We start from the raw sequence: 18269 nt of genomic DNA on the forward strand, positions 1-18269 counted from the left end.
TCGCGGCTGGCGAAGTGGCGATAGGGCGCGTTGTGCGAAACCCCCGCCGCCCGCGCCACGGCCCGCAGCGAGAGATCCTGCGGCCCCTGCGCGGCCAGCATCGCCTCGGCGGCGCGCAGCAGGGCCGCGCGCAGGTCACCGTGGTGATAGGGGTCCGGCGCCGATGTTGACATCGCCAACAGACTATCCTCTGATGTTGTCACTGTCACCATCCGGCCCTCCCCCCTGCCTGGCAAGCCCCGGACCGACGAAAGGAGTCCCGCCATGCTGCCCCTGCTCCTGGCCGCACTGCTCTGGCTCGCCCTGCATCTCGGCCTCGCCGGCGGGCCATGGCGCGGGGCGGTGGCGGCGCGGCTCGGCGAGGGCGGCTTCCGCGCCGCCTTCTCGCTGGCCTCGGTGCTGGCGCTGGCATTGCTGGTGCAGGGCTGGCGCGCGGCCGGGACGGTGCCGCTGTGGTTCGCGCCCGGCTGGCTGCGCTGGCTGATCGTGCTCGGCATGCTGCCGGCCTTCCTGCTCTTCGTCGCCTCCGTGCTGCGGCCGAACCCGACGGCGGTGGGCGGCGAGGCGGCGATGGCCCAGGGCGCGCGGGGCATCCAGCGTGTCACCCGCCACCCCATGCTGTGGTCCTTCGCGCTGTGGGCGCTGCTGCACATGCTGGGCAATGGCGACAGCGCCAGCCTGGTCTTCTTCGGCACGCTGGGCGCCACCGCCCTGGCCGGCATGCCCTCGATCGACGCCAAGCTGGCCCGGCGCGACCCCCGGGCCTGGGCGCGGCTGGCGGCGGAGACCTCCATCCTGCCTTTCGGTGCCATCGCCGCCGGGCGCAACCGGCTGGCCTGGCGGGAGATCGGCTGGCTGGCGCCGGCCCTGGCGCTATTGGCCTGGGCGACACTGCTGCACGCGCATGGCTGGCTGTTCGGCGTCTCGCCGCTGCCGATGGGTGGCTGAGCCCTAGAGCCTTTTCCGTTCGTGCTGGCTCACGGAAAAGGCCTTAGATCATTATTTTTGCGAGCTTTTTCACGCGATCTGGCGAGGCAGCCTGCTCGCGATCTGCTCTAGAGCAGCCCCCAGCGGCGCAGCAGCACGCTGCAGGGCTGCACCAGCATCGCCGTCAGCGCGATGCGCACGAGGTGGAAGGCCACCACCACCGGCACGTCCAGCAGCAGCGTCTTGGCGGTGATGGACATCTCCGCCACGCCGCCGGGCGCCGTGGCCAGCACCAGTGTCGGCAGGTCCAGCCCGAACAGCGCCGCCAGCAGCCAGCCCAGCAGGGCGCAGAGGCCGGTGAGCAGCAGCACGTGCAGCACCGCCGCCCCCAGCAGCCGCCCGCCGCCCAGGAAGGCCGCGCGCTCGAACTGCACGCCGAGCTGCGCGCCCATCGCCACCTGCGCGATGGCCGAGACCCAGCCCGGCACCCCGGTCAGCGCCTGCCCCGCGGCGGTGAGGCCGAGGCTGACGAACAGCCCGCCCAGCAGCCAGGCGTTGCGCACGCGCAGGCGGATCAGCAGCCAGGTCATCGCCGCGCCCAGCGCCAGCAGCAGCGCCAGCCCCGGCAGCCAGAGCGGCCGCGCCACGAAGCTGGAGGAGATGTGCCCGGAAATGCCCAGCAGCGCGAAGCTGCTCGGCACCAGCACCACCACCCCCACCACGCGGAGCAGCTGCACGATGGCCACCGTGGTGGGGCGGGCGCCATAGGCCTCGCCCAGCACGCTCATCTCCGCCACCCCGCCGGGGATGGAGCCGAACAGCGCGCTGGCGCGGTCCATCCGCCCGAGCCGCGCCAGCAGCGGCGAGAGGGCGACGCCGATGGCCAGCGTCAGCAGCGCCGCGCCCACCACCAGCCAGGCGCGCTCGGCGAGGTGCCGTGCGGCCTCGGGCGTGAAGAACAGGCCCAGCGCGCAGCCCACCACCAGCAGCCCGGCATTGCGCGCCCGGCGCGAGGCCTGCAACCGCAGCCCCATGAGCTGCCCGGCGGCGACGAAGCTCAGCGCCCCCAGCAGCCAGGGCAGCGGCGTGCCCAGCAGGAAGAACAGGCCGCCCCCCAGCCCGGCCAGCAGCAGGCAGAGCAGGAAGGGCGCGGCGCGGCGCGCCAGGGTGGCAGGGCGGGGCATCCGGGCCAGCCTAGCGGCGTGGCGCGGCATGGCAACGCCCGCCATGCTGCGGCGCGTCATGCGCGGGGAATTTCCGCTGCGCGGCCAGCCGTGCTAGGGGCGCTCCCCGACATGTCGCGCACCCCATGCTCCGCAAGCTGATCCGCCATCCCGCCACCCAGGCCGTCCTGGCGCGGCTGCTCAGCGCCTACCTGGCCTTCTGCTACCGCACCACGCGGTGGACGATGGTGGGGCACGAGCACATGGCGCCGCTCGCCGGGCAGGGCCGCCCCGCCATCATCGGCTTCTGGCACGAGCGCCTGCCGATGATGCCAATGCTCTGGACCGCCGTGCACCGCATCTTCCCCGAGGCGAAGGACTGGCAGCCGCATGTGCTGGTCTCCCAGCACCGGGATGGCCGCTTCATCGGCGAGGTGGTCTCCCGCTTCCGGCTGGTGATGGTGCATGGCTCGACCTCGCGCGGCGGCGCCAGCGGCATGCGCGCCCTGCTGAAGGTGCTGCGCGAGGGCAGCCCGGTGGCGATCACGCCCGACGGCCCGCGCGGCCCGCGCCGCAAGGCGGCGGACGGGGTGGCCAGCCTCGCCGCCATCGCCGGCGTGCCGGTGCTGCCCACCGCCGCCGCCGCCACCCGCCACCGGCTGCTGCCGAGCTGGGACCGGATGATGCTGCCCCTGCCCTTCGGCCGCGCCGTGCTGGTCTGCGGCCCGCCCGTGCATGTCCCGCGCGACGGCACGCAGGCGGCGGTGCCCGCCATCGAGGCGGCGCTGAGCGCGGCCTGCGACATGGCCGATGCCTGGGCCGCGGGCCGCCTGCCGCCGGGCATCGAAAGCCGGGCGCTCTAGCCGCATGAGCCTCGGCGGGGCCGTCACGCACTGGGCCGGCACCGGGCTGGCGCCGTTGCTGCCCTTCTGGCTGCGGCTGCGCGCCGGCCGCGGCAAGGAGATCCCCGAACGGCTGGCGGAGCGGCGCGGCGCCGGGGCGGAGCGGCCGGAGGGGCCGCTGCTCTGGCTGCACGCGGCCAGCGTCGGCGAATCCCTCTCGCTGCTGCCGCTGATGGCGGCGCTGATGGAACGCCGGCCCGCGCTGCGGCTGCTCGTCACCACCGGCACCGTCACCGCCGCCACCCTGCTGGCGCAGCGCCTGCCGCCCGACCTGGCCGGGCGCGTGACGCACCGCTTCGTGCCGCTCGACGTGCCGCGCTGGGCGGAGGCCTTCCTCGATGGCTGGCGGCCGGACGGGGCGATCTTCGTCGAGAGCGAGCTGTGGCCGAACATGACGGCGGCGCTGGCGCGGCGCGGCATCCCGGCGGTGCTGGTCAATGCCCGCATGTCGCCCCGCTCGGCGCGGATGTGGCGCTGGGCGCCCGGCCTCGCGCGCGAGATCCTCTCCCGCTTCCGCCTCATCTTCACCCAGACGGAGGAGGATGCGGCGCGGCTGCGCGCGCTCGGCGCCGGCGCGGTGCAGTCCTGGGGCAACCTGAAGGCCGCCGCCGAGCCGCTGCCGGCCGATCCGGCGGAGCTGCGGCGGCTGCGCGCGCTCCTCGGCGGGCGGCCGGTCTTCCTCGCCGCCAGCACCCAGCCGGGCGAGGAGGCGGTGGTGCTGGAGGCGGCGGGCCTCGCCCGCGCCGGCCTGCCGGAGCTGCTCACCATCATCGCGCCCCGCCACCCCGAGCGCGGCGCCGAGGTGGCGGCGCTGGCCGCCGGCACCGTGGGAGAGGCAGCCGTCAGCCGGCGCGCCGCGGGCGGCCAGCCCGGCCCCGGCTGCCAGGTGCATGTGGCGGACACGCTGGGCGAGCTGGGGCTGTTCTTCCGCCTGGCGGGGGTGGCCTTCATCGGCGCCTCGCTGGTGCCCAAGGGCGGGCACAATCCGCTGGAGCCGGCACGGCTCGGCTGCCCCATCCTGTTCGGCCCGCACACCGAGCATGTGGAGGCGCTGGCCGGCGCGCTGGAGGCCGCCGGCGGCGCCATCCGGGTGGCGGATGGCGCCACGCTGGCCGAGGCGGTGACAGACGTGCTATCCACGCCGGGCCGTGCGCAGTCCCTGACCCGCGCCGCGGCGATGGTTGCCGCCGATGCGTCCCACCTGCCGGGAAGGTTGGCCGCGGCGATCCTGGAGATCTTGCCCATCGACGCCGGCGGTCCGCCGGCCGCGCGCGGGGCCTAGGGAGAAGGACAGGTTCGAGCCGAATGCGTGCCCCCGGCTTCTGGAGCGGGGGCAGCGGGGGAATCGCGCCCCTGCTGCTGTCCCCCATCGCCGCGATCTACGCGGCCGCCACCGCGCGCCGCGTGGCCCGCACGGGCTGGCAGGCGCCCGTGCCCGTCATCTGCTGCGGCAACGCCACCGCCGGTGGCGCCGGCAAGACCACCGTGGCGCTCGACCTCGGCCAGCGCCTGGCCAATCGCGGCGTCGGCAGCGTGTTCCTGACGCGCGGCTATGGCGGCCGGGTGAAGGGCCCCTTGATGGTGGACCCCGCCCTGCACGACAGCCAGGCGGTGGGCGACGAGGCGCTGCTGCTGGCCGCCACCCGCCCCACCTGGGTGGCCGCCAACCGCGAGGCCGGCGGCCGCGCCGCCGTGGCGGCCGGCGCCCAGGCCATCATCATGGATGACGGGCTGCAGAATCCGGGGCTGGAGAAGGACCTCTCGCTGCTGGTCATCGACGGCAATTACGGCTTCGGCAATGGCCGGATCATCCCCGCCGGACCGCTGCGCGAGCCGGTGCGCGCCGCCGCCGCGCGCTGCCGCGCCGCCGTGCTGATCGGCGAGGACGAGACGGAGGCGCTGGCCCAGCTCCCGCCCGAGATGACGGTGCTGCGCGCCCGGCTGGTGCCGGGGCCGGAGGCGGAGCTGCTGACCGGCCAGCCGGTCTTCGCCTTCTGCGGCATCGCCAACCCGCGCAAGTTCTTCACCACGCTGCAGGAGGCGGGCGCCGTGCTCGCCGGCCGCGTCTCCTATGCCGATCACTATCCCTTCGACGCCGGCGACCTGCGCGAGCTGCTGGAGCAGGCCGAGGCGCTGCGCGCCATCCCGGTGACGACGCGCAAGGACTATGTGCGCATCCCCCCCGCCTTCCGCAGCCGCGTGACGGTGCTGACGGTGAAGCTGGAATGGGAGGACCCGGTGGCGCTGGAGACTTTGCTGGAGCCGCTGGCGCAGCGGGTGCCGGTGCCGGCCTAGGCCAGAGAAAGGCCAGGGGAAGGCCAGGGGAAGGAATTCCCCTGGACCCCTTCTTTTTCCTGTCAGTTCTCGCGGCGGATGCCCATGGCCAGGGTCTGCTCGTCCATGCGCGGCTCGTAGGTGAGCGGGCGGCGCGCGGCCCAGGCATTCTTGAACAGGATCATCGGGATCAGCGCTAGGTCGTCCACCGAGGCCTTCACGGCGGCGGCCACGCGCTGCTCGCGCAGGGCCGGGTCCATGGTGGAGAGCGCCTCCGCGATCTGCGCGTCCAGCGCCGCGTTGGCGTAGCGCGTGTCGTTGCTGGCGCCGAGGCGGCGGGGCTGGTCGTAGCTGTGCACGATGTTCAGCAGCACGCTGCCGGCCTCGCCCGTGGAGCTGCCCCAGCTGTTCTGCACGATCGAGTATTCCTGCTTCGCCATGCGCGTCAGGTAGGTGGCGAAGGGCAGCGTCTCGACCGTGGTGGCGACGCCGATGCGGCTCCACATCTGCGCCACGGCCTGGGCGGTCTGCGCGTCGGCCGGGTAGCGGTCGTTGCTGGCGTGCAGCGTGATGCGGAAGCCCTGCGGGTAGCCCGCCTCGGCCAGCAGCGCGCGGGCGCGCGCCACGTCGAAGGCCGGCACCGGCACGGCCGGGTTGTGGCCGAAGGCGCCGGGCGGCATCCACTGGCCGGTGGCCTCGGCCATGCCCTGCTGCACCCGCTCCGCCAGCCCCTGCCGGTTGATGGCGAGGGAGAGCGCCTGCCGCACCTTCAGCTCGCGCAGCGGGTTCCCCGGCAGCGGCTTGCCGTCATTGTCGGTGATGTAGGGCGACTCGCCGGTGCGGCTGAAATCCGGCGAGAGGAACAGCGCGCGCGAGCCCTGCCGCTCGAAGATGCGGATGTTCGCCTCCTGCCGCAGCCGCGGCAGGTCGGAGGAGGAGGGCGCCGCGATCAGTTCCACATCGCCCGAGAGCAGCGCCGCGGTGCGGGCGCCGGGGTTGGGGATGATGCGGAAGGTGACCTTCTCCCAGTCCTGCCGCGGCCCCCACCAGCCATCGAAGCGCGAGACCTCGATGCTGGAGCCGGAGGCGTAGCTGACCAGCTTGTAGGGGCCGGTGCCGATGGCGGCCTTGCCGCTGTTGTAGTCGGCCGTGCTGGCCCCCTCCCCCGCATGGCGGGAGACAATGGCGATGGCGGCGAGGTCGATCGGCAGGTTGGGTGTCGGCGCCGAGGTGGTGATGCGCAGCGTCAGCGGGTCCACCGCCTCCACCGCCTTCACCGTGCGCAAGCTGCCGCCGAAGCTGGCCGGGCTGTTCGGCACGTTCGGCGCGCGGCCGAAGGTGAACACCACGTCGTCGGCCGTAAAGTCGTGCCCGTCATGCCACTTCACGCCGGGGCGCAGCTTGATTTCCCAGAGGTTGTCCTCCAGCGCGGTCCAGGAGAGCGCCAGGTTGGGCACCGGGCGGCCATCCGGCGCGCGCACCACCAGCGGGTCGAAGATGTGCCGCGCGAAGGAGGAATTGGGCGCCGCATTGGCGAAATGCGGATCGATCGAGGTGACCGGCGCGGAGAGGCCGACGCGCAGCTCCTGCGCGCGCAGCGGCGCCGGCGCGGTGCCGGCGGCCAGCGCGGCCAGGGGAACGGCCAGCAGGGTGGCGGAGCGGAAGGTGGTCATGGGTCCGGGGTTCCGGTTTCGGGATGGAAATGCGCGCGGGAACAGGGCTCCGGAGCCGCCCGCCGGGTTGGGCGGCGCCGGAAGGGGCGGCCGGTCAGTGGCCGGCGGCCATGTCGAGCGGCGGCGGCACGTCCTTCGGGATCGGGAAGACGTCCGGCATCTCGGCGGTGCGGGCGGCGTGGTCGGCGCGGGCGCGGGCCAGCAGCTCGGGGTTGGTCAGCACGTCCAGGGCGGTGCCGGCCATCACCTTGGCCACATGCTCCAGCCCCTTGTGCGCGGCCGGCGCCTTGCCCTGCGCCACGAGCTGCCAGCTATGCCCCGGCGTGCCGATGGCATAGGTGGCGCCGCGCGCCTGCACCGTGGGCACCTTCCAGGAGACGGTGCCGACATCGGTGGAGCCCACGCCGGCCGGCTCGGGCGCCGAGAGCGGCACCAGCCGCTCGGCCAGCGCTTCGCCGGGGATGGGGTCGAGACCGGCGCGGCGATAGGCGGCGTCGATCTCGTCCGGCGTCAGCGTCGCCTGGATCTGGCGGGCGAAGGCCTTGTCGTCCTCGTCGAAGCGCGGCGGGCCGAGGCGGAGGAAATTCTCCTCCATGGCCTGCTCCAGCGGCGGGTTGGCCACCAGCTCGGCATCGGCGCTGAGCACGCGGTGGGTGACGCTGGTCTCGGTCATCAGGCTGGCGCCCTGGGCGATCTTCTTCACCCGCTCCAGCAGGGAGAGCACCTCGGCCATGGTCAGCGAACGCACCAGGTAGCGCACGCGCGCCTTGCCCTGCACCACGTTGGGGGCGATGCCGCCGGCATCCTGCAACGCGTAGTGGATGCGCGCATGGCTCGGCATGTGCTCGCGCATGTAGTTGACGCCGACATTCATCAGCTCGACGGCATCGAGCGCGCTGCGCCCCAGATGCGGCGCGGCCGCCGCATGGCTGGAGCGGCCAACAAACGAAAAGTCGACCTCCATGCAGGCCAGCGAGCGCGGCTTGTTGACGCCGGAGAAGGGCGCCGGATGCCAGCAGATGGCCACGTCCACATCGTCGAAGGCGCCGTCGCGGACCATGAAGCCCTTGGCGGACCCGCCCTCCTCGGCCGGGCAGCCATAGTAGCGGACGCGGCCCTTGAGGCCGCGCTCGGCCAGCCAGTCCTTCACCGCGGCGGCGGCCAGCAGCGAGGCGGAGCCGAGCAAATTGTGGCCGCAGCCATGGCCGCTGCCATTGGCCTCGATGGGGCGGTGCTCGGCGACGCCCGCCTCCTGGCTGAGCCCCGGCAGCGCGTCGTACTCGCCGAGGATGGCGATGACCGGGCCGCCCTCGCCCGCCTCGCCCATCACGGCGGTGGGGATGCCGGCGATTCCGGTGGTGACGCGGAAGCCCTCCTCCGCCAGCACCTCGGCATGGGCGGCGGCGGAGCGGTGCTCGGCGTAGTTCAGCTCGGGCGTGGACCAGACCTGGTCCGAAAGCGCGGTGTAGCGGGGGAGCTTGCTCTCCACCCGGCGCCAGATGTCGTCACTGTTCTGCATGGCGGCCCTTCCGCGGCCCCCTTCATTCCGGGGGCCGACTCTCTCTGGCAGCCTTTATGCGCGCGGGGCCAAACCACATAAAGGCCGGAGGGAGAAGGAATTCTCCCTCCGGACCTCCCTCATCTTCTTCTGTCAGTTGGTGAGGTAGCGGTCGTTGAGGTGGGCCATGAAGTCGGAGGGGTCGAGCGGCTTGCCGGTCGCCGCGCGCAGCAGGTCCTGGAAGCCGAGGCGCGAGCCCTGGCCATGCACCTTCTCGCGCAGCCAGCCGGTGAGCGGGGCGAAATCGCCCCGCGCCAGGGCCTCGTCCAGGCCGGGCACGGCCGCGCGCGCGGCCCGCATCAGCTGCGCCGCGGCCATGGCGCCCAGCGTGTAGGAGGGGAAGTAGCCGAAGGCGCCGTCATGCCAGTGGATGTCCTGCAGGCAGCCCCGCGCATCGTCCGGCGGCACCATGCCGAGCAACCGGGAAAAGCTCTCGTTCCAGGCGCCGGGGAGGTCGGCCACGGCAAGCTCGCCGCCGATCAGCGCCTGCTCCAGCCGGAAGCGCAGGATGACATGCGCCGGGTAGGTCAGCTCGTCGGCATCGACGCGGATGAAGCCGCGCTCCACCCGGCGCCACAGCCGCGCCAGGTTCTCCGGCGCATAGGCCGCCGCCTCGCCGCCGAAGCCCTCCGCCAGACGGCCGCCGAGGAAGCCCAGGAAGGCATCGGAGCGCGCCGCCTGCATCTCGATGATCAGGCTCTGCGATTCATGCGCCGCCATGCCGGCGGCCTCGCCCACCGGCTGGCGGGCATGGTGCGCCGGCAGGCCGCGCTCGTAGAGGGCGTGCCCCGTCTCGTGCAGCACGCCGAGCAGCGCCTGGGCCAGGCTCTCCTCCGTGTAGCGCGTGGTGATGCGCACGTCGGTGGGGATGCCGCCGCAGAAGGGGTGCAGGCTCTCATCCAGCCGCGCATGGGCGAAATCCAGCCCGACGCGGCCGGCCATCTCGTGGCACAGCGCCTTCTGCGCCGGCACCGGGAACGGCCCGCGCAGGGCGATGGGCGCCGGGCGGCGGGCCTGGATCTCCTCGGCGCGCGGCAGCGCCTCGGCCAGGAAGGTCTCGTAGGCGGCGAAGATGGGGGCCACGTCGGCGGCGCCGATGCCGCGCTGGTAGCCCTCCATCAGCGCGTCATAGGGGGCGAGGCCGGTGGCGGCGGAGAGGGCCGCGGCCGTCTCGCGCTGCAGCCGCACCACCTCGGCCAGGTAGGGTTGCACGCGGGCGAAGTCCGAGGCGGCGCGGGCCTCGCGCCACACCGTCTCGCAGGCGGCGTTGGCGCGGGCGGTGGCCTCCACCAGCGCGCCCGGCAAGGCTGTGGCACGGGCATGGGCGTGGCGCATCAGCTCGAGGTTGGCGGCGTCCCACTCCCCTTCCGCCGTGGCGGCGGCCAGCTCCTCGGCCACCACGGGGGCCACCAGCAGCTCGTGCGAGAGGCCGGCCAGGGTGGCGAGCTGCTCGCCGCGCGATTCGGCGCCGCCGGGGGGCATCATGGCGGCGGCGTCCCAGTGCAGCATGGCCTGCGCCTCGCCCAGCGTGGCGATGCGGGCGAAGCGCGTCTTCAGGCGCTCATAGGCGGTGCTCGGGGCGGCGGTGCTCGGGACGGCGGTGCTCACGCGGCGGATTCCTTCAGGCGGGCACGGGCCCAGACGACAAAGACGCCCATCAGTGCCAGCGCCAGCCCGTACCAGGTGATGACATAGCCCAGGTGGTTGTTGGGCGGCTGCGGCAGGCTGCGTACCGGCTGCGGCAGGGCTTGCGGGGAGAGGCCGGGCGGCGCCAGCGCCACCAGGGCGAAGGGCGCGAGGCCGCGCACATCCAGCGCCGGGCCGATGCGGTTGATGTCGAGCGTGTAGAAGCGGCGGGCCGCCGGGTCGTCCTCGGCGCTGAACAGGCCGCGCGGCTCATCGGGCCGCACATAGCCCTCGACGCGCACCATACCCTCCGGCCGCGCGATGCTTTGCGGCCGGTCCAGCGGCACCCACCCGCGGTTGACCAGCACCGGCGGACCATCGGGGCGGGAGAGCGGCGTCAGCAGGTTGGCGCCGAGCACGGTGCCGCGCACCTCCAGCCCCAGCAGCGATTCCTGGCTGTGCAGGAAGGTGCCGTTGGTGAAGACCTTGCTCCAGGGCTGCGGCTCCGCGCCGAGCGGGCGCGCGGGGCCGGACTGGGCGGCCGACAGCTCCGCCAGCAGGGCGGTCTTCCAGTGCAGCCGCTGCAACTGCCAGGTTCCGAGGCCGATCAGGATGGCCAGCACGGGCAGGGCAACGAGGATCGGCAGAAAGAGGCGGCGCCAGGGCATCGGGAGGCGACTTTCGCGGCCGCGGCACGGGCCGGTCGGCAAGGCGGCACCCGAATCAGGCCGTGGCGGCTGTTGGTACGAGAAGAAGCGAAGCAGCCCTACGGGCTGCCTCGGGACATGACCCCGCCCGGAAGGGGGCGGGGCCGCGTATCACTCAGTGCTGGGCAATCTCGCCGGCGCCGAGGACATAGATGCAGACGAAGAGGAACAGCCACACCACGTCCACGAAGTGCCAGTACCAGGCCGCCGCCTCGAAGCCGAAATGGCGCTGCGGCGTGAAATGGCCCTTCCAGGCGCGGAACCAGCACACCGCCAGGAAGATGGTGCCGACGATGACGTGGAAGCCGTGGAAGCCCGTGGCCAGGAAGAAGACCGAGGGATAGATGCCGCCGCCGGAGAAGGCGAACGGGGCCTCGGCATACTCCACCGCCTGGAAGAAGGTGAAGGTGATGCCCAGCAGCACGGTCAGCCCCAGCCCCTGCAGCATGCCCTTGCGGTCGTTCTCCAGCAGGGCGTGGTGCGCCCAGGTGACGGTGCAGCCGGAGAGCAGCAGGATCAGCGTGTTGAGCAGCGGCAGGTGGAAGGGGTCGAAGGTGTGGATGCCGGCCGGCGGCCAGATCGCCTTCTCCGCGCCCGCAACGTGCTCCGGGTACAGGGCGAAGTGGAAATACGCCCAGAAGAACGCCACGAAGAACATCACCTCGGAGGCGATGAACAGCATCATGCCGTAGCGCATGCCGAGCCGCACCACGGGGGTGTGGATGCCCGGCGTCCGGGCCTCGCGCACCACGTCGCGGAACCAGAGGTACATCGAGGCCAGTACGCCGATGAGGCCGACGAAGAACACCCAGCGGGTGCCGTAATGCGCCCAGAGGATGATCCCCAGCAGCATGGCGCCGGCGGCGAAGGAAGAGGTCAACGGCCAGGGGCTGGGATCGACCAGGTGGTAGGGGTGCTTGTTGGGGGGCGGGACGTCCGCTTCCACCGTCAGGTTGCTGCTGGCCATGGGGCTTCCTGGTCTCGACTCAGGGGACTCGAACACTGGGGTTGGGGCAGGCAGGGGCCGGCCCCGGGTCACCCCGTCATACGCGGAGCATCAATCCCCAAAACGGGGTTTGGATCAAGCCTCTCACGGCATTGCCGTGGGGCGGCCATCAGGATCGCGGATGGGCGAGGCATCGCTGCTCTTGCCCACATGGGGGCCGGCCTTGGCCAGGGCGCCGGCGCGCTCGGCATCGGCCAGGGTGCGGAAGAAGGTGTAGCTCAGGGTGATGGTGCGGATATCCCGCGTCGCCGGATCCTGCGCGATCTTGGGGTCCACCCAGAAGGAGATGGGCATCTCCACCTCCTGCCCCGGCTGCAGCGTCTGCTCGTCGAAGCAGAAGCAGTGCACCTTGTGGAAATACGGCCCGGCGATCTCCGGCGTCACATTGTAGGTGGAGATGCCGGTGGTGGGCGTGCCGGCGTTGCTGCGGGCCGTGTAGAAGGCCATCGCATCGGCGCCGAGCTGCATCTGCATGCTGTTCTGCCCCGGCTGGAAGCGCCAGGGCAGGCCGGGATTGGTGTTGGCGTTGAAGCGCACCGTGATGGTCCGCGCCCCCGCCTCGGCCCCCGGCGCCGCGGGGCCGTTGATCTGGGGCGTGCCGCCATAGCCGGTGACGGCGCAAAACAGCGTGTAGAGCGGCACGGCCGCGAAGGAGAGGCCGAGCATGCCCGCCACGATGCCGCCCGCCACGAAGGCGACGCGGCGGTTGCGGCGGGCGAGATCCGGGTCGTTGACGGGCACGGTGGCGCTTCCTGTCGCTGGGCTCAGCCCCGGGTCAGCCGGGCCATGGCGATGAAGAAGAACAGCCCGACCAGCCCGAGCAGGGCGAAGAAGACGGCGTAGTTGCGGCCGCGCCGCCGGCGGAGGAAGGCGGCCTTCTCCTCCGGCGTCATGCCGCCCGGCGCGCCCTTGACGGGGCTCATGCGCCGAACACCAGGCGGTCCGCGGCGAGGGCCGCGAACAGCACGAACAGATAGATGATGGAGAACCGGAACGCCGCCCGCGCGGGGGCGTCGTTGGTCAGGCTGCGGCCCTCGGCGTCCTGGGCGTCGCGCTTCACGCGCCACATGGATTCCAGGAAGAAGCCGCCCAGCACCAGCGCCGCCGCGCCATAGGCCAGGCCCGCCATGCCGATGACGGTCGGCAGCAGGGCCAGCGGCGCCAGCAGCAGGGAATAGAGCCAGATCTGCCGGCGGGTTTCCTTCGGGCCGGCCACCACGGGCAGCATCGGCACCCCGGCGCGCTGGTAGTCGCCATGCGCAAAGAGGGAGAGCGCCCAGAAATGCGGCGGCGTCCAGAAGAAGACGATGGCGAACATCACCACCGCCTCGAGCGAGACCTGCCCGGTGACGGCGGCCCAGCCGATCATCGGCGGGAAGGCGCCGGCGGCGCCGCCGATGACGATGTTCTGCGGCGTCCGGCGCTTCAGCCACATGGTGTAGATGAAGACGTAGAAGCCGATCGACCCCGCCAGCACGGCGGCCGCCACCCAGTTGGTGGCCAGCCCCATCAGCATGACGGAGGCGAGGCTCAGCAGCACGCCGAAGGCCAGGGCCGAGCTGGCACGGATGCGCCCCGCGGGAATGGGCCGGCCGGCGGTGCGGCGCATGACCGCGTCGATGTCGCGGTCGTACCACATGTTGATGGCCCCCGCCGCCCCTGCCGCCACGGCGATGCAGAGGATGGCGGTGGCCGCCAGCACGGGGTGCAGATGCCCCGGCGCGACGAGCAGCCCGACCAGGCCGGTGAATACCACCAGCGACATCACCCGTGGCTTGAGCAGCGCGATCCAGTCGCGCACCTCGCTCAGGTCGATGTCGGTGGATGTGCCAAGGGGGGCAGAAGCCCCCCCCGACTTGATCGCGCTATCGCTCATCAGCCGGTATTTGCCTCAGCGGATGCGGGGCAGTTCATCGAAGGTGTGGAAGGGCGGCGGGGAAGAAACCTGCCACTCCAGGGTCGTCGCACCTTCGCCCCAGGGGTTCGCCTCCGCCTGCTCCTTGCCGGCGAAAGTCCGGTAGCAGACATACAGGAAGACCACGAAGGACGCCACCGAGATATAGGCGCCGAGGCTGGCGATCAGGTTCCAGCCCGCGAAGGCGTCCGGATAATCCGGGTAGCGGCGCGGCATGCCCTGGGCGCCCAGGAAGTGCATGGGGAAGAAGGTCAGGTTCACGCCGACGAAGGTCAGCCAGAAATGCACCTTACCCCAGAACTCCGGGTACTGCTTCCCGCTCATCTTGCCGATCCAGTAGTAGAAGCCGGCATAGATCGAGAACACCGCGCCCAGGCTGAGCACGTAGTGGAAGTGGGCCACCACGTAGTAGGTGTTGTGCAGGATCACGTCCACCGAGGCGTTGGCCAGCTTCACGCCGGAGACGCCGCCCATGGTGAACAGGAAGATGAAGCCGATGGCGAACAGCATCGGCGTGCGGAAGGTGATGGAGCCGCCCCACATGGTGGCGATCCAGGAGAAGATCTTGATGCCCGTGGGCACCGCGATGATCATCGTCGCCGCCATGAAGTAGGCGCGGGTGTCCACCGAGATGCCGGAGGTGAACATGTGGTGCGCCCACACCACGAAGCCGACCACGCCGATGGCCACCATGGCGTAGGCCATGCCGAGATAGCCGAAGATCGGCTTGCGGCTGAAGGTGGACAGCACGTGGGAGATGATGCCGAAGCCCGGCAGGATCATGATGTAGACTTCGGGGTGGCCGAAGAACCAGAACAGGTGCTGGAACAGCACCGGGTCGCCGCCGCCGGCCGGGTCGAAGAAGGCCGTGCCGAAGTTGCGGTCGGTGATCAGCATGGTGATGGCGCCGCCGAGCACGGGCACGGACAGCAGCAGCAGGAAGGCGGTGACCAGCATGCCCCACACGAACAGCGGCATCTTGTGCAGCGTCATGCCCGGGGCGCGCATGTTGAAGATGGTGGTGATGAAGTTGGCCGCGCCCAGGATCGAGCTGGCACCCGCCAGGTGCAGCGCGAACAGCGCCATGTCGACCGAGGGGCCGGACTGGTAGGTGCTGTTCGACAGCGGCGGGTACAGCGTCCAGCCGGTGCCGGCGCCGCCCACGAACAGGCTCGCCACCGCCAGGATCAGCGCCGGGACCAGCAGCCAGAAGCTGATGTTGTTCAGGCGCGGAAAGGCCATGTCCGGCGCGCCGATCATGATCGGCACGAAGTAGTTGCCGAAGCCGCCGATCAGCGCGGGCATGATGACGAAGAACACCATGACCACGCCATGCGCGGTCACGGCCACGTTCCAGGCCTGGCCGTCGGCGAAGATCTGCATGCCGGGGCTCTGCAGCTCGATGCGCATCAGCAGGCTGAGGCCAACGCCGACGAAGGCGGCGACCACGGCGAAGATCAGGTAGAGGATGCCGATGTCTTTGTGGTTGGTGCTGAAGAACCAGCGCGCCACGAAGCCCGGGGTGTGATCATGGTGGCCATGGTGGTCACCATGGCCATGGTTGTCATGCGTGTGTGACGCGGTCGCCATCTTTGTCCGTCCCGCTCTCGAACCCGTCTCGTGAACGCCGCGTCAGCGGCGAAGCTCCGCCAGAACCGCACCGTCATCCGCGGCCGCGGCCTGGGCCGCCGGCGCCTTGCCGGCGGTGGCCACCGGCTGCGCCGGGCGCTCGCCGCCCTCGGCCGCGAAGCGCTGCCGCGCCCCCGCCACCCAGGCGTCGAACTCGGCCTGCGGCACGGCCTTCACCACGATCGGCATGAACCAGTGGTTGGTGCCGCAGATCTGGTTGCACTGGCCATAATAGGTGCCGGTGTGGTCCGCCCGCATCCAGGTCTCCATGGTGCGGCCCGGAATGGTGTATTTCTGCACGCCCAGGCTCGGCACGAAGAAGCTGTGGATGACATCCTGGCCGTTGGTCAGGATGCGGATGTTCTTGCCCACCGGCACCACCAGCGGCTCATCCACATCCAGGTTGCGCAGCTGGCCGGGCTTCAGGTCGGCTTCCTGCACCGGGTAGCTGTCGAAGGCGAAATTGCCCTGATCAGGGTAGGCGTAGTGCCAGTACCACTGCCGGCCGGTCACGTTGATCGTCAGGTCCGCTTCCTGCGTCCGGTCCTGATAATAGATCAGGCGGAAGGAGGGAACGGCGATGACCAGCAGGATCAGCACCGGCAGAACCGTCCAGGCCACTTCCAGCAGGGTGTGGTGGCTGGTGCGCGAGGGCACCGGATTCGCCTCGGCGCGGAACCGCCAGACCACATAGGCCAGCAGCGCGCCGACGAAGACGGTGATGGCGACGATGATCCACAGCACCAGCTGGTTGAAGTCGTGGATCGACTCCTTCACCGGGCCGCCGGCCCGCTGCAGATCGATACCCCAGGGCACCGGGGCGCCCACAATGCCGGAATCCGCGCCGCCCGAACCCTGCGCCAGGGCCGGCGCCCCTTGCAGCAAGGAGATGGCCGCCACCCCAAGGGTGGCGCTCAAGCCCGCGAAGCGCGAAACGATCGACCGCCGCATTCCCTATCCCGTCCGCTCGTAATCCGTTCGCCCGATAAACCTGGGCGCCGGCGCGCACCGCGCCGACAAGCCAAAGCCGCACCGCACGACCTGGCCCTTTTCCCCCCGCGCCCGAACCGACACCAGGGGAAACATTCGCCGGACCATAATCGCCACCACCGGCACCGCACAAGTGATGCCGGGGCAACGATGCGCAAGCGGGGCATCTGTGGCCCGCGCGCACAATGGCCCCGCAGACCTTTCCAGCCCGCCAACGCAGTGCCGAATCAGCCCGCCGGCGCCGAATCAGCCTCCGGCTCATCCTCGATGACGTGATCCACCATGTCGCCCAGCATGGAACGCACATGCGCATCGGTGACGGCGTAGAACACCTGCCGGCCCCGCCGCTCCGCCTGCAGCAGGCGGGCGGCCCGCAGCAGCCGCAGGTGGTGCGAGGCGAGACTGCCGGAGATGCCGATCCGCTCGGCCATCTCCCCCACCGGGGATGGCGCGTCGAGGCAGGCCAGGATGATGCGCAGCCGCGTCGGGTCGCTCATCAGCCGGAACATCTCGGCCAGTTCGACGACCTGATCCTCGGCGATGCGCAGCGACACCGCCCGGCGGCCCTCAGGCCGCCACGGCCCGGTCCGGCGCCGCCAGCATGGCGGGGGCGGCGTTGCGGAGATGCACCAGGGTGAACAGCCCCGCCGGCGGGCAGGACTCCAGCGCCTCCACCTGCACCTTCTCGCGATCGAACAGGTCGCTGAAGGCGAAGTCGGGGTGCCAGCCCAGCACGCGGGAGAGCGGCGCCATGGTGCGCTCGACCCACCAGCGCGGCCCGCCTTCGGCGGCGAAGTGGTTGACGAACAGCAGGTGCCCGCCCGGCTTCACCACGCGGCTCATCTCGGCGAACAGCTTCTTGGCGTCGGGCACCACGCTGGCGGTGAACATCGCCACCGCGATGTCGAAGGCGCCGTCCTGGAACGCCATCGACTCGGCGTCCATCTCCAGCAGCCCCTCGACATGGGCAAGGCGCTCGTCACGCACCCGCTCCTCGGCCTTGAGCAGCATCTCGCGCGAGAGATCGATGCCGACCACGCGCTTCTCCGCGCGGTAGCGCGGCAGGGCCAGGCCGGTGCCGACCCCCACCTCCAGCACCCGCGTGCCGGGCAGGCGGTTCACCGCCGCCACCGCGCGGCGGCGCCCATAGGAGGAGACCCCCCCGAACACCGCGTCATAAACCCCCGCCCAACGGCGATAGGCTTCCCGTACCGAGTGGGCGTCCAGCGCCGCGCGCGGGTGGTCCCGCAGCGCATTGTCAACCGCCTGTTCCCGCGATGTTCCGAGTGTCGTGGCCATTCCCTGTCCTCGCGTCCGCATCCCGCTACCCGCTTGCCGCCCGCCGCGCAAGCGCAAGAGTGCTCGACCGAGTCGCACCCCTCCGGCGGCGGTGTCCGGGGGCGCCCTTCGGTGAATCCAGCAGGGGCAACGCCTGGGCTCCGCCTAGGTTCCGCCCGTCCGGCCCTGCCGCTGCGGCAGCGCCACCAGCACACCCCCCGCGGCGATGATGGCGGCGCCCAGCAGCGTGTAGCGGTCCGGCATGTCGCCGAACACCGTCATCGAGGCCAGCACGGCCCAGACGAGCTGGCTGTAGCTCATCGGCGCCAGCAGGCTGGCGGGGGCGCGGGCGAAGGCCAGCACCAGGAAGCCATGGCCCACCGCGCCGAGCGCGCCCAGCGCCATCAGCCCCACCCAGCCGATCGCCCCCGGCGGCCACTCCCACACGAAGGGCTGCGCCACCGAGGAGACCAGCGCCGCGGCGATGCCGGTGTGCAGGATGGTGGTGCGCGGGTCGTCCACCCCCGCCAGGCGGCGCGTCAGGATCTGGTAGACGCCGTAGAGCAGCGCGGTGCCGAGCGGCAGCAGCAGCGCCCCGTGCGGCATCGGCCCGCCGGTGAG

19 protein-coding genes are annotated in these 18269 nt (G+C 71.7%); 4 read left to right on the forward strand and 15 right to left on the reverse strand.

Annotation, left to right across the window (positions count from 1 at the left end):
- Positions 1–266, reverse strand: a 266-nt coding sequence (locus tag ACZJYS_RS13950; protein WP_493179046.1) for a TetR/AcrR family transcriptional regulator, incomplete at its 3' end; no start/stop codon positions are given.
- Here ACZJYS_RS13950 and ACZJYS_RS13955 point away from each other — a divergent pair.
- Positions 265–948 carry an NnrU family protein gene (locus ACZJYS_RS13955; RefSeq protein ID WP_493179048.1) on the forward strand — a complete coding sequence of 228 codons (684 nt, stop codon included), beginning with the start codon at positions 265–267 and terminating at the stop codon, positions 946–948. The genes ACZJYS_RS13950 and ACZJYS_RS13955 overlap by 2 nt on opposite strands.
- 107 nt (positions 949–1055) lie before the next feature.
- On the opposite strand, the gene ACZJYS_RS13960 is transcribed toward ACZJYS_RS13955, so the two are convergent.
- Positions 1056–2171 carry an AbrB family transcriptional regulator gene (locus ACZJYS_RS13960; RefSeq protein WP_379651068.1) on the reverse strand — a complete coding sequence of 372 codons (1116 nt, stop codon included), beginning with the start codon at positions 2169–2171 and terminating at the stop codon, positions 1056–1058.
- Positions 2172–2236: 65 nt separating this feature from the next.
- Between ACZJYS_RS13960 and ACZJYS_RS13965 the strand changes: the two genes are divergently transcribed.
- From ACZJYS_RS13965 to lpxK, 3 genes are read left to right on the forward strand one after another with little or no spacing between them, the layout of a single operon-like run.
- The gene (locus ACZJYS_RS13965) at positions 2237–2953 is read left to right on the forward strand and encodes a lysophospholipid acyltransferase family protein (protein WP_493179050.1); all 717 of its coding nucleotides are present in this window, start codon (positions 2237–2239) and stop codon (positions 2951–2953) included.
- Positions 2954–2957: 4 nt separating this feature from the next.
- Positions 2958–4274 (forward strand): 3-deoxy-D-manno-octulosonic acid transferase, encoded by a 1317-nt coding sequence (locus ACZJYS_RS13970; protein ID WP_493179052.1) that lies wholly within the window; start codon positions 2958–2960, stop codon positions 4272–4274.
- A 23-nt stretch (positions 4275–4297) separates the two neighbouring features.
- On the forward strand, positions 4298–5287 hold the full coding sequence (gene lpxK / locus ACZJYS_RS13975) for a tetraacyldisaccharide 4'-kinase (protein ID WP_493179054.1): 990 nt from the start codon (positions 4298–4300) through the stop codon (positions 5285–5287).
- A 62-nt stretch (positions 5288–5349) separates the two neighbouring features.
- Here the strand turns inward: lpxK and ACZJYS_RS13980 are convergent, their stop codons facing one another.
- The 13 genes from ACZJYS_RS13980 to ACZJYS_RS14040 form a co-directional block, all read right to left on the reverse strand.
- Positions 5350–6939, reverse strand: a complete 1590-nt coding sequence (locus tag ACZJYS_RS13980) for an ABC transporter substrate-binding protein (protein ID WP_493179056.1) — start codon at positions 6937–6939, stop codon at positions 5350–5352.
- A 94-nt stretch (positions 6940–7033) separates the two neighbouring features.
- Positions 7034–8458, reverse strand: a complete 1425-nt coding sequence (locus tag ACZJYS_RS13985) for a M20 family metallopeptidase (protein ID WP_493179058.1) — start codon at positions 8456–8458, stop codon at positions 7034–7036.
- 132 nt (positions 8459–8590) lie between these two features.
- A complete protein-coding gene (locus ACZJYS_RS13990) occupies positions 8591–10105 on the reverse strand; it encodes a carboxypeptidase M32 (RefSeq protein WP_493179060.1) in 1515 nt (504 codons plus the stop codon).
- Entirely contained in the window at positions 10102–10791 is a 690-nt protein-coding gene (locus tag ACZJYS_RS13995; protein WP_493179062.1) for an SURF1 family protein, read from the reverse strand. The genes ACZJYS_RS13990 and ACZJYS_RS13995 overlap by 4 nt, the downstream gene beginning before the upstream one ends.
- 154 nt (positions 10792–10945) lie before the next feature.
- Entirely contained in the window at positions 10946–11797 is an 852-nt protein-coding gene (locus ACZJYS_RS14000; protein ID WP_109516646.1) for a cytochrome c oxidase subunit 3, read from the reverse strand.
- A 123-nt stretch (positions 11798–11920) separates the two neighbouring features.
- Entirely contained in the window at positions 11921–12577 is a 657-nt protein-coding gene (locus ACZJYS_RS14005) for a cytochrome c oxidase assembly protein (RefSeq protein ID WP_109516645.1), read from the reverse strand.
- A gap of 23 nt (positions 12578–12600) precedes the next feature.
- Positions 12601–12759: a cytochrome c oxidase system small membrane protein gene (locus ACZJYS_RS14010; protein WP_181378081.1), complete on the reverse strand. Its 159-nt coding sequence runs from the start codon at positions 12757–12759 to the stop codon at positions 12601–12603.
- Positions 12756–13712 carry a heme o synthase gene (locus tag ACZJYS_RS14015; RefSeq protein ID WP_493179065.1) on the reverse strand — a complete coding sequence of 319 codons (957 nt, stop codon included), beginning with the start codon at positions 13710–13712 and terminating at the stop codon, positions 12756–12758. The genes ACZJYS_RS14010 and ACZJYS_RS14015 overlap by 4 nt, the downstream gene beginning before the upstream one ends.
- 15 nt (positions 13713–13727) lie before the next feature.
- Positions 13728–15341, reverse strand: a complete 1614-nt coding sequence (gene ctaD, locus ACZJYS_RS14020) for a cytochrome c oxidase subunit I (protein ID WP_109516643.1) — start codon at positions 15339–15341, stop codon at positions 13728–13730.
- Between the two features lie 42 nt (positions 15342–15383).
- Positions 15384–16298, reverse strand: coding sequence for a cytochrome c oxidase subunit II (coxB, locus tag ACZJYS_RS14025; RefSeq protein ID WP_456316314.1), 915 nt, complete (start codon positions 16296–16298; stop codon positions 15384–15386).
- A 299-nt stretch (positions 16299–16597) separates the two neighbouring features.
- A complete protein-coding gene (locus ACZJYS_RS14030; protein WP_109516641.1) occupies positions 16598–16924 on the reverse strand; it encodes an ArsR/SmtB family transcription factor in 327 nt (108 codons plus the stop codon).
- 13 nt (positions 16925–16937) lie between these two features.
- Entirely contained in the window at positions 16938–17669 is a 732-nt protein-coding gene (locus ACZJYS_RS14035) for a class I SAM-dependent methyltransferase (RefSeq protein ID WP_109516640.1), read from the reverse strand.
- Between the two features lie 144 nt (positions 17670–17813).
- Positions 17814–18269 (reverse strand): DMT family transporter (locus tag ACZJYS_RS14040; protein ID WP_493179069.1); only part of this gene is annotated, 456 nt, incomplete at its 5' end.

This window comes from Roseomonas sp. TS2 (genome assembly GCF_058833935.1).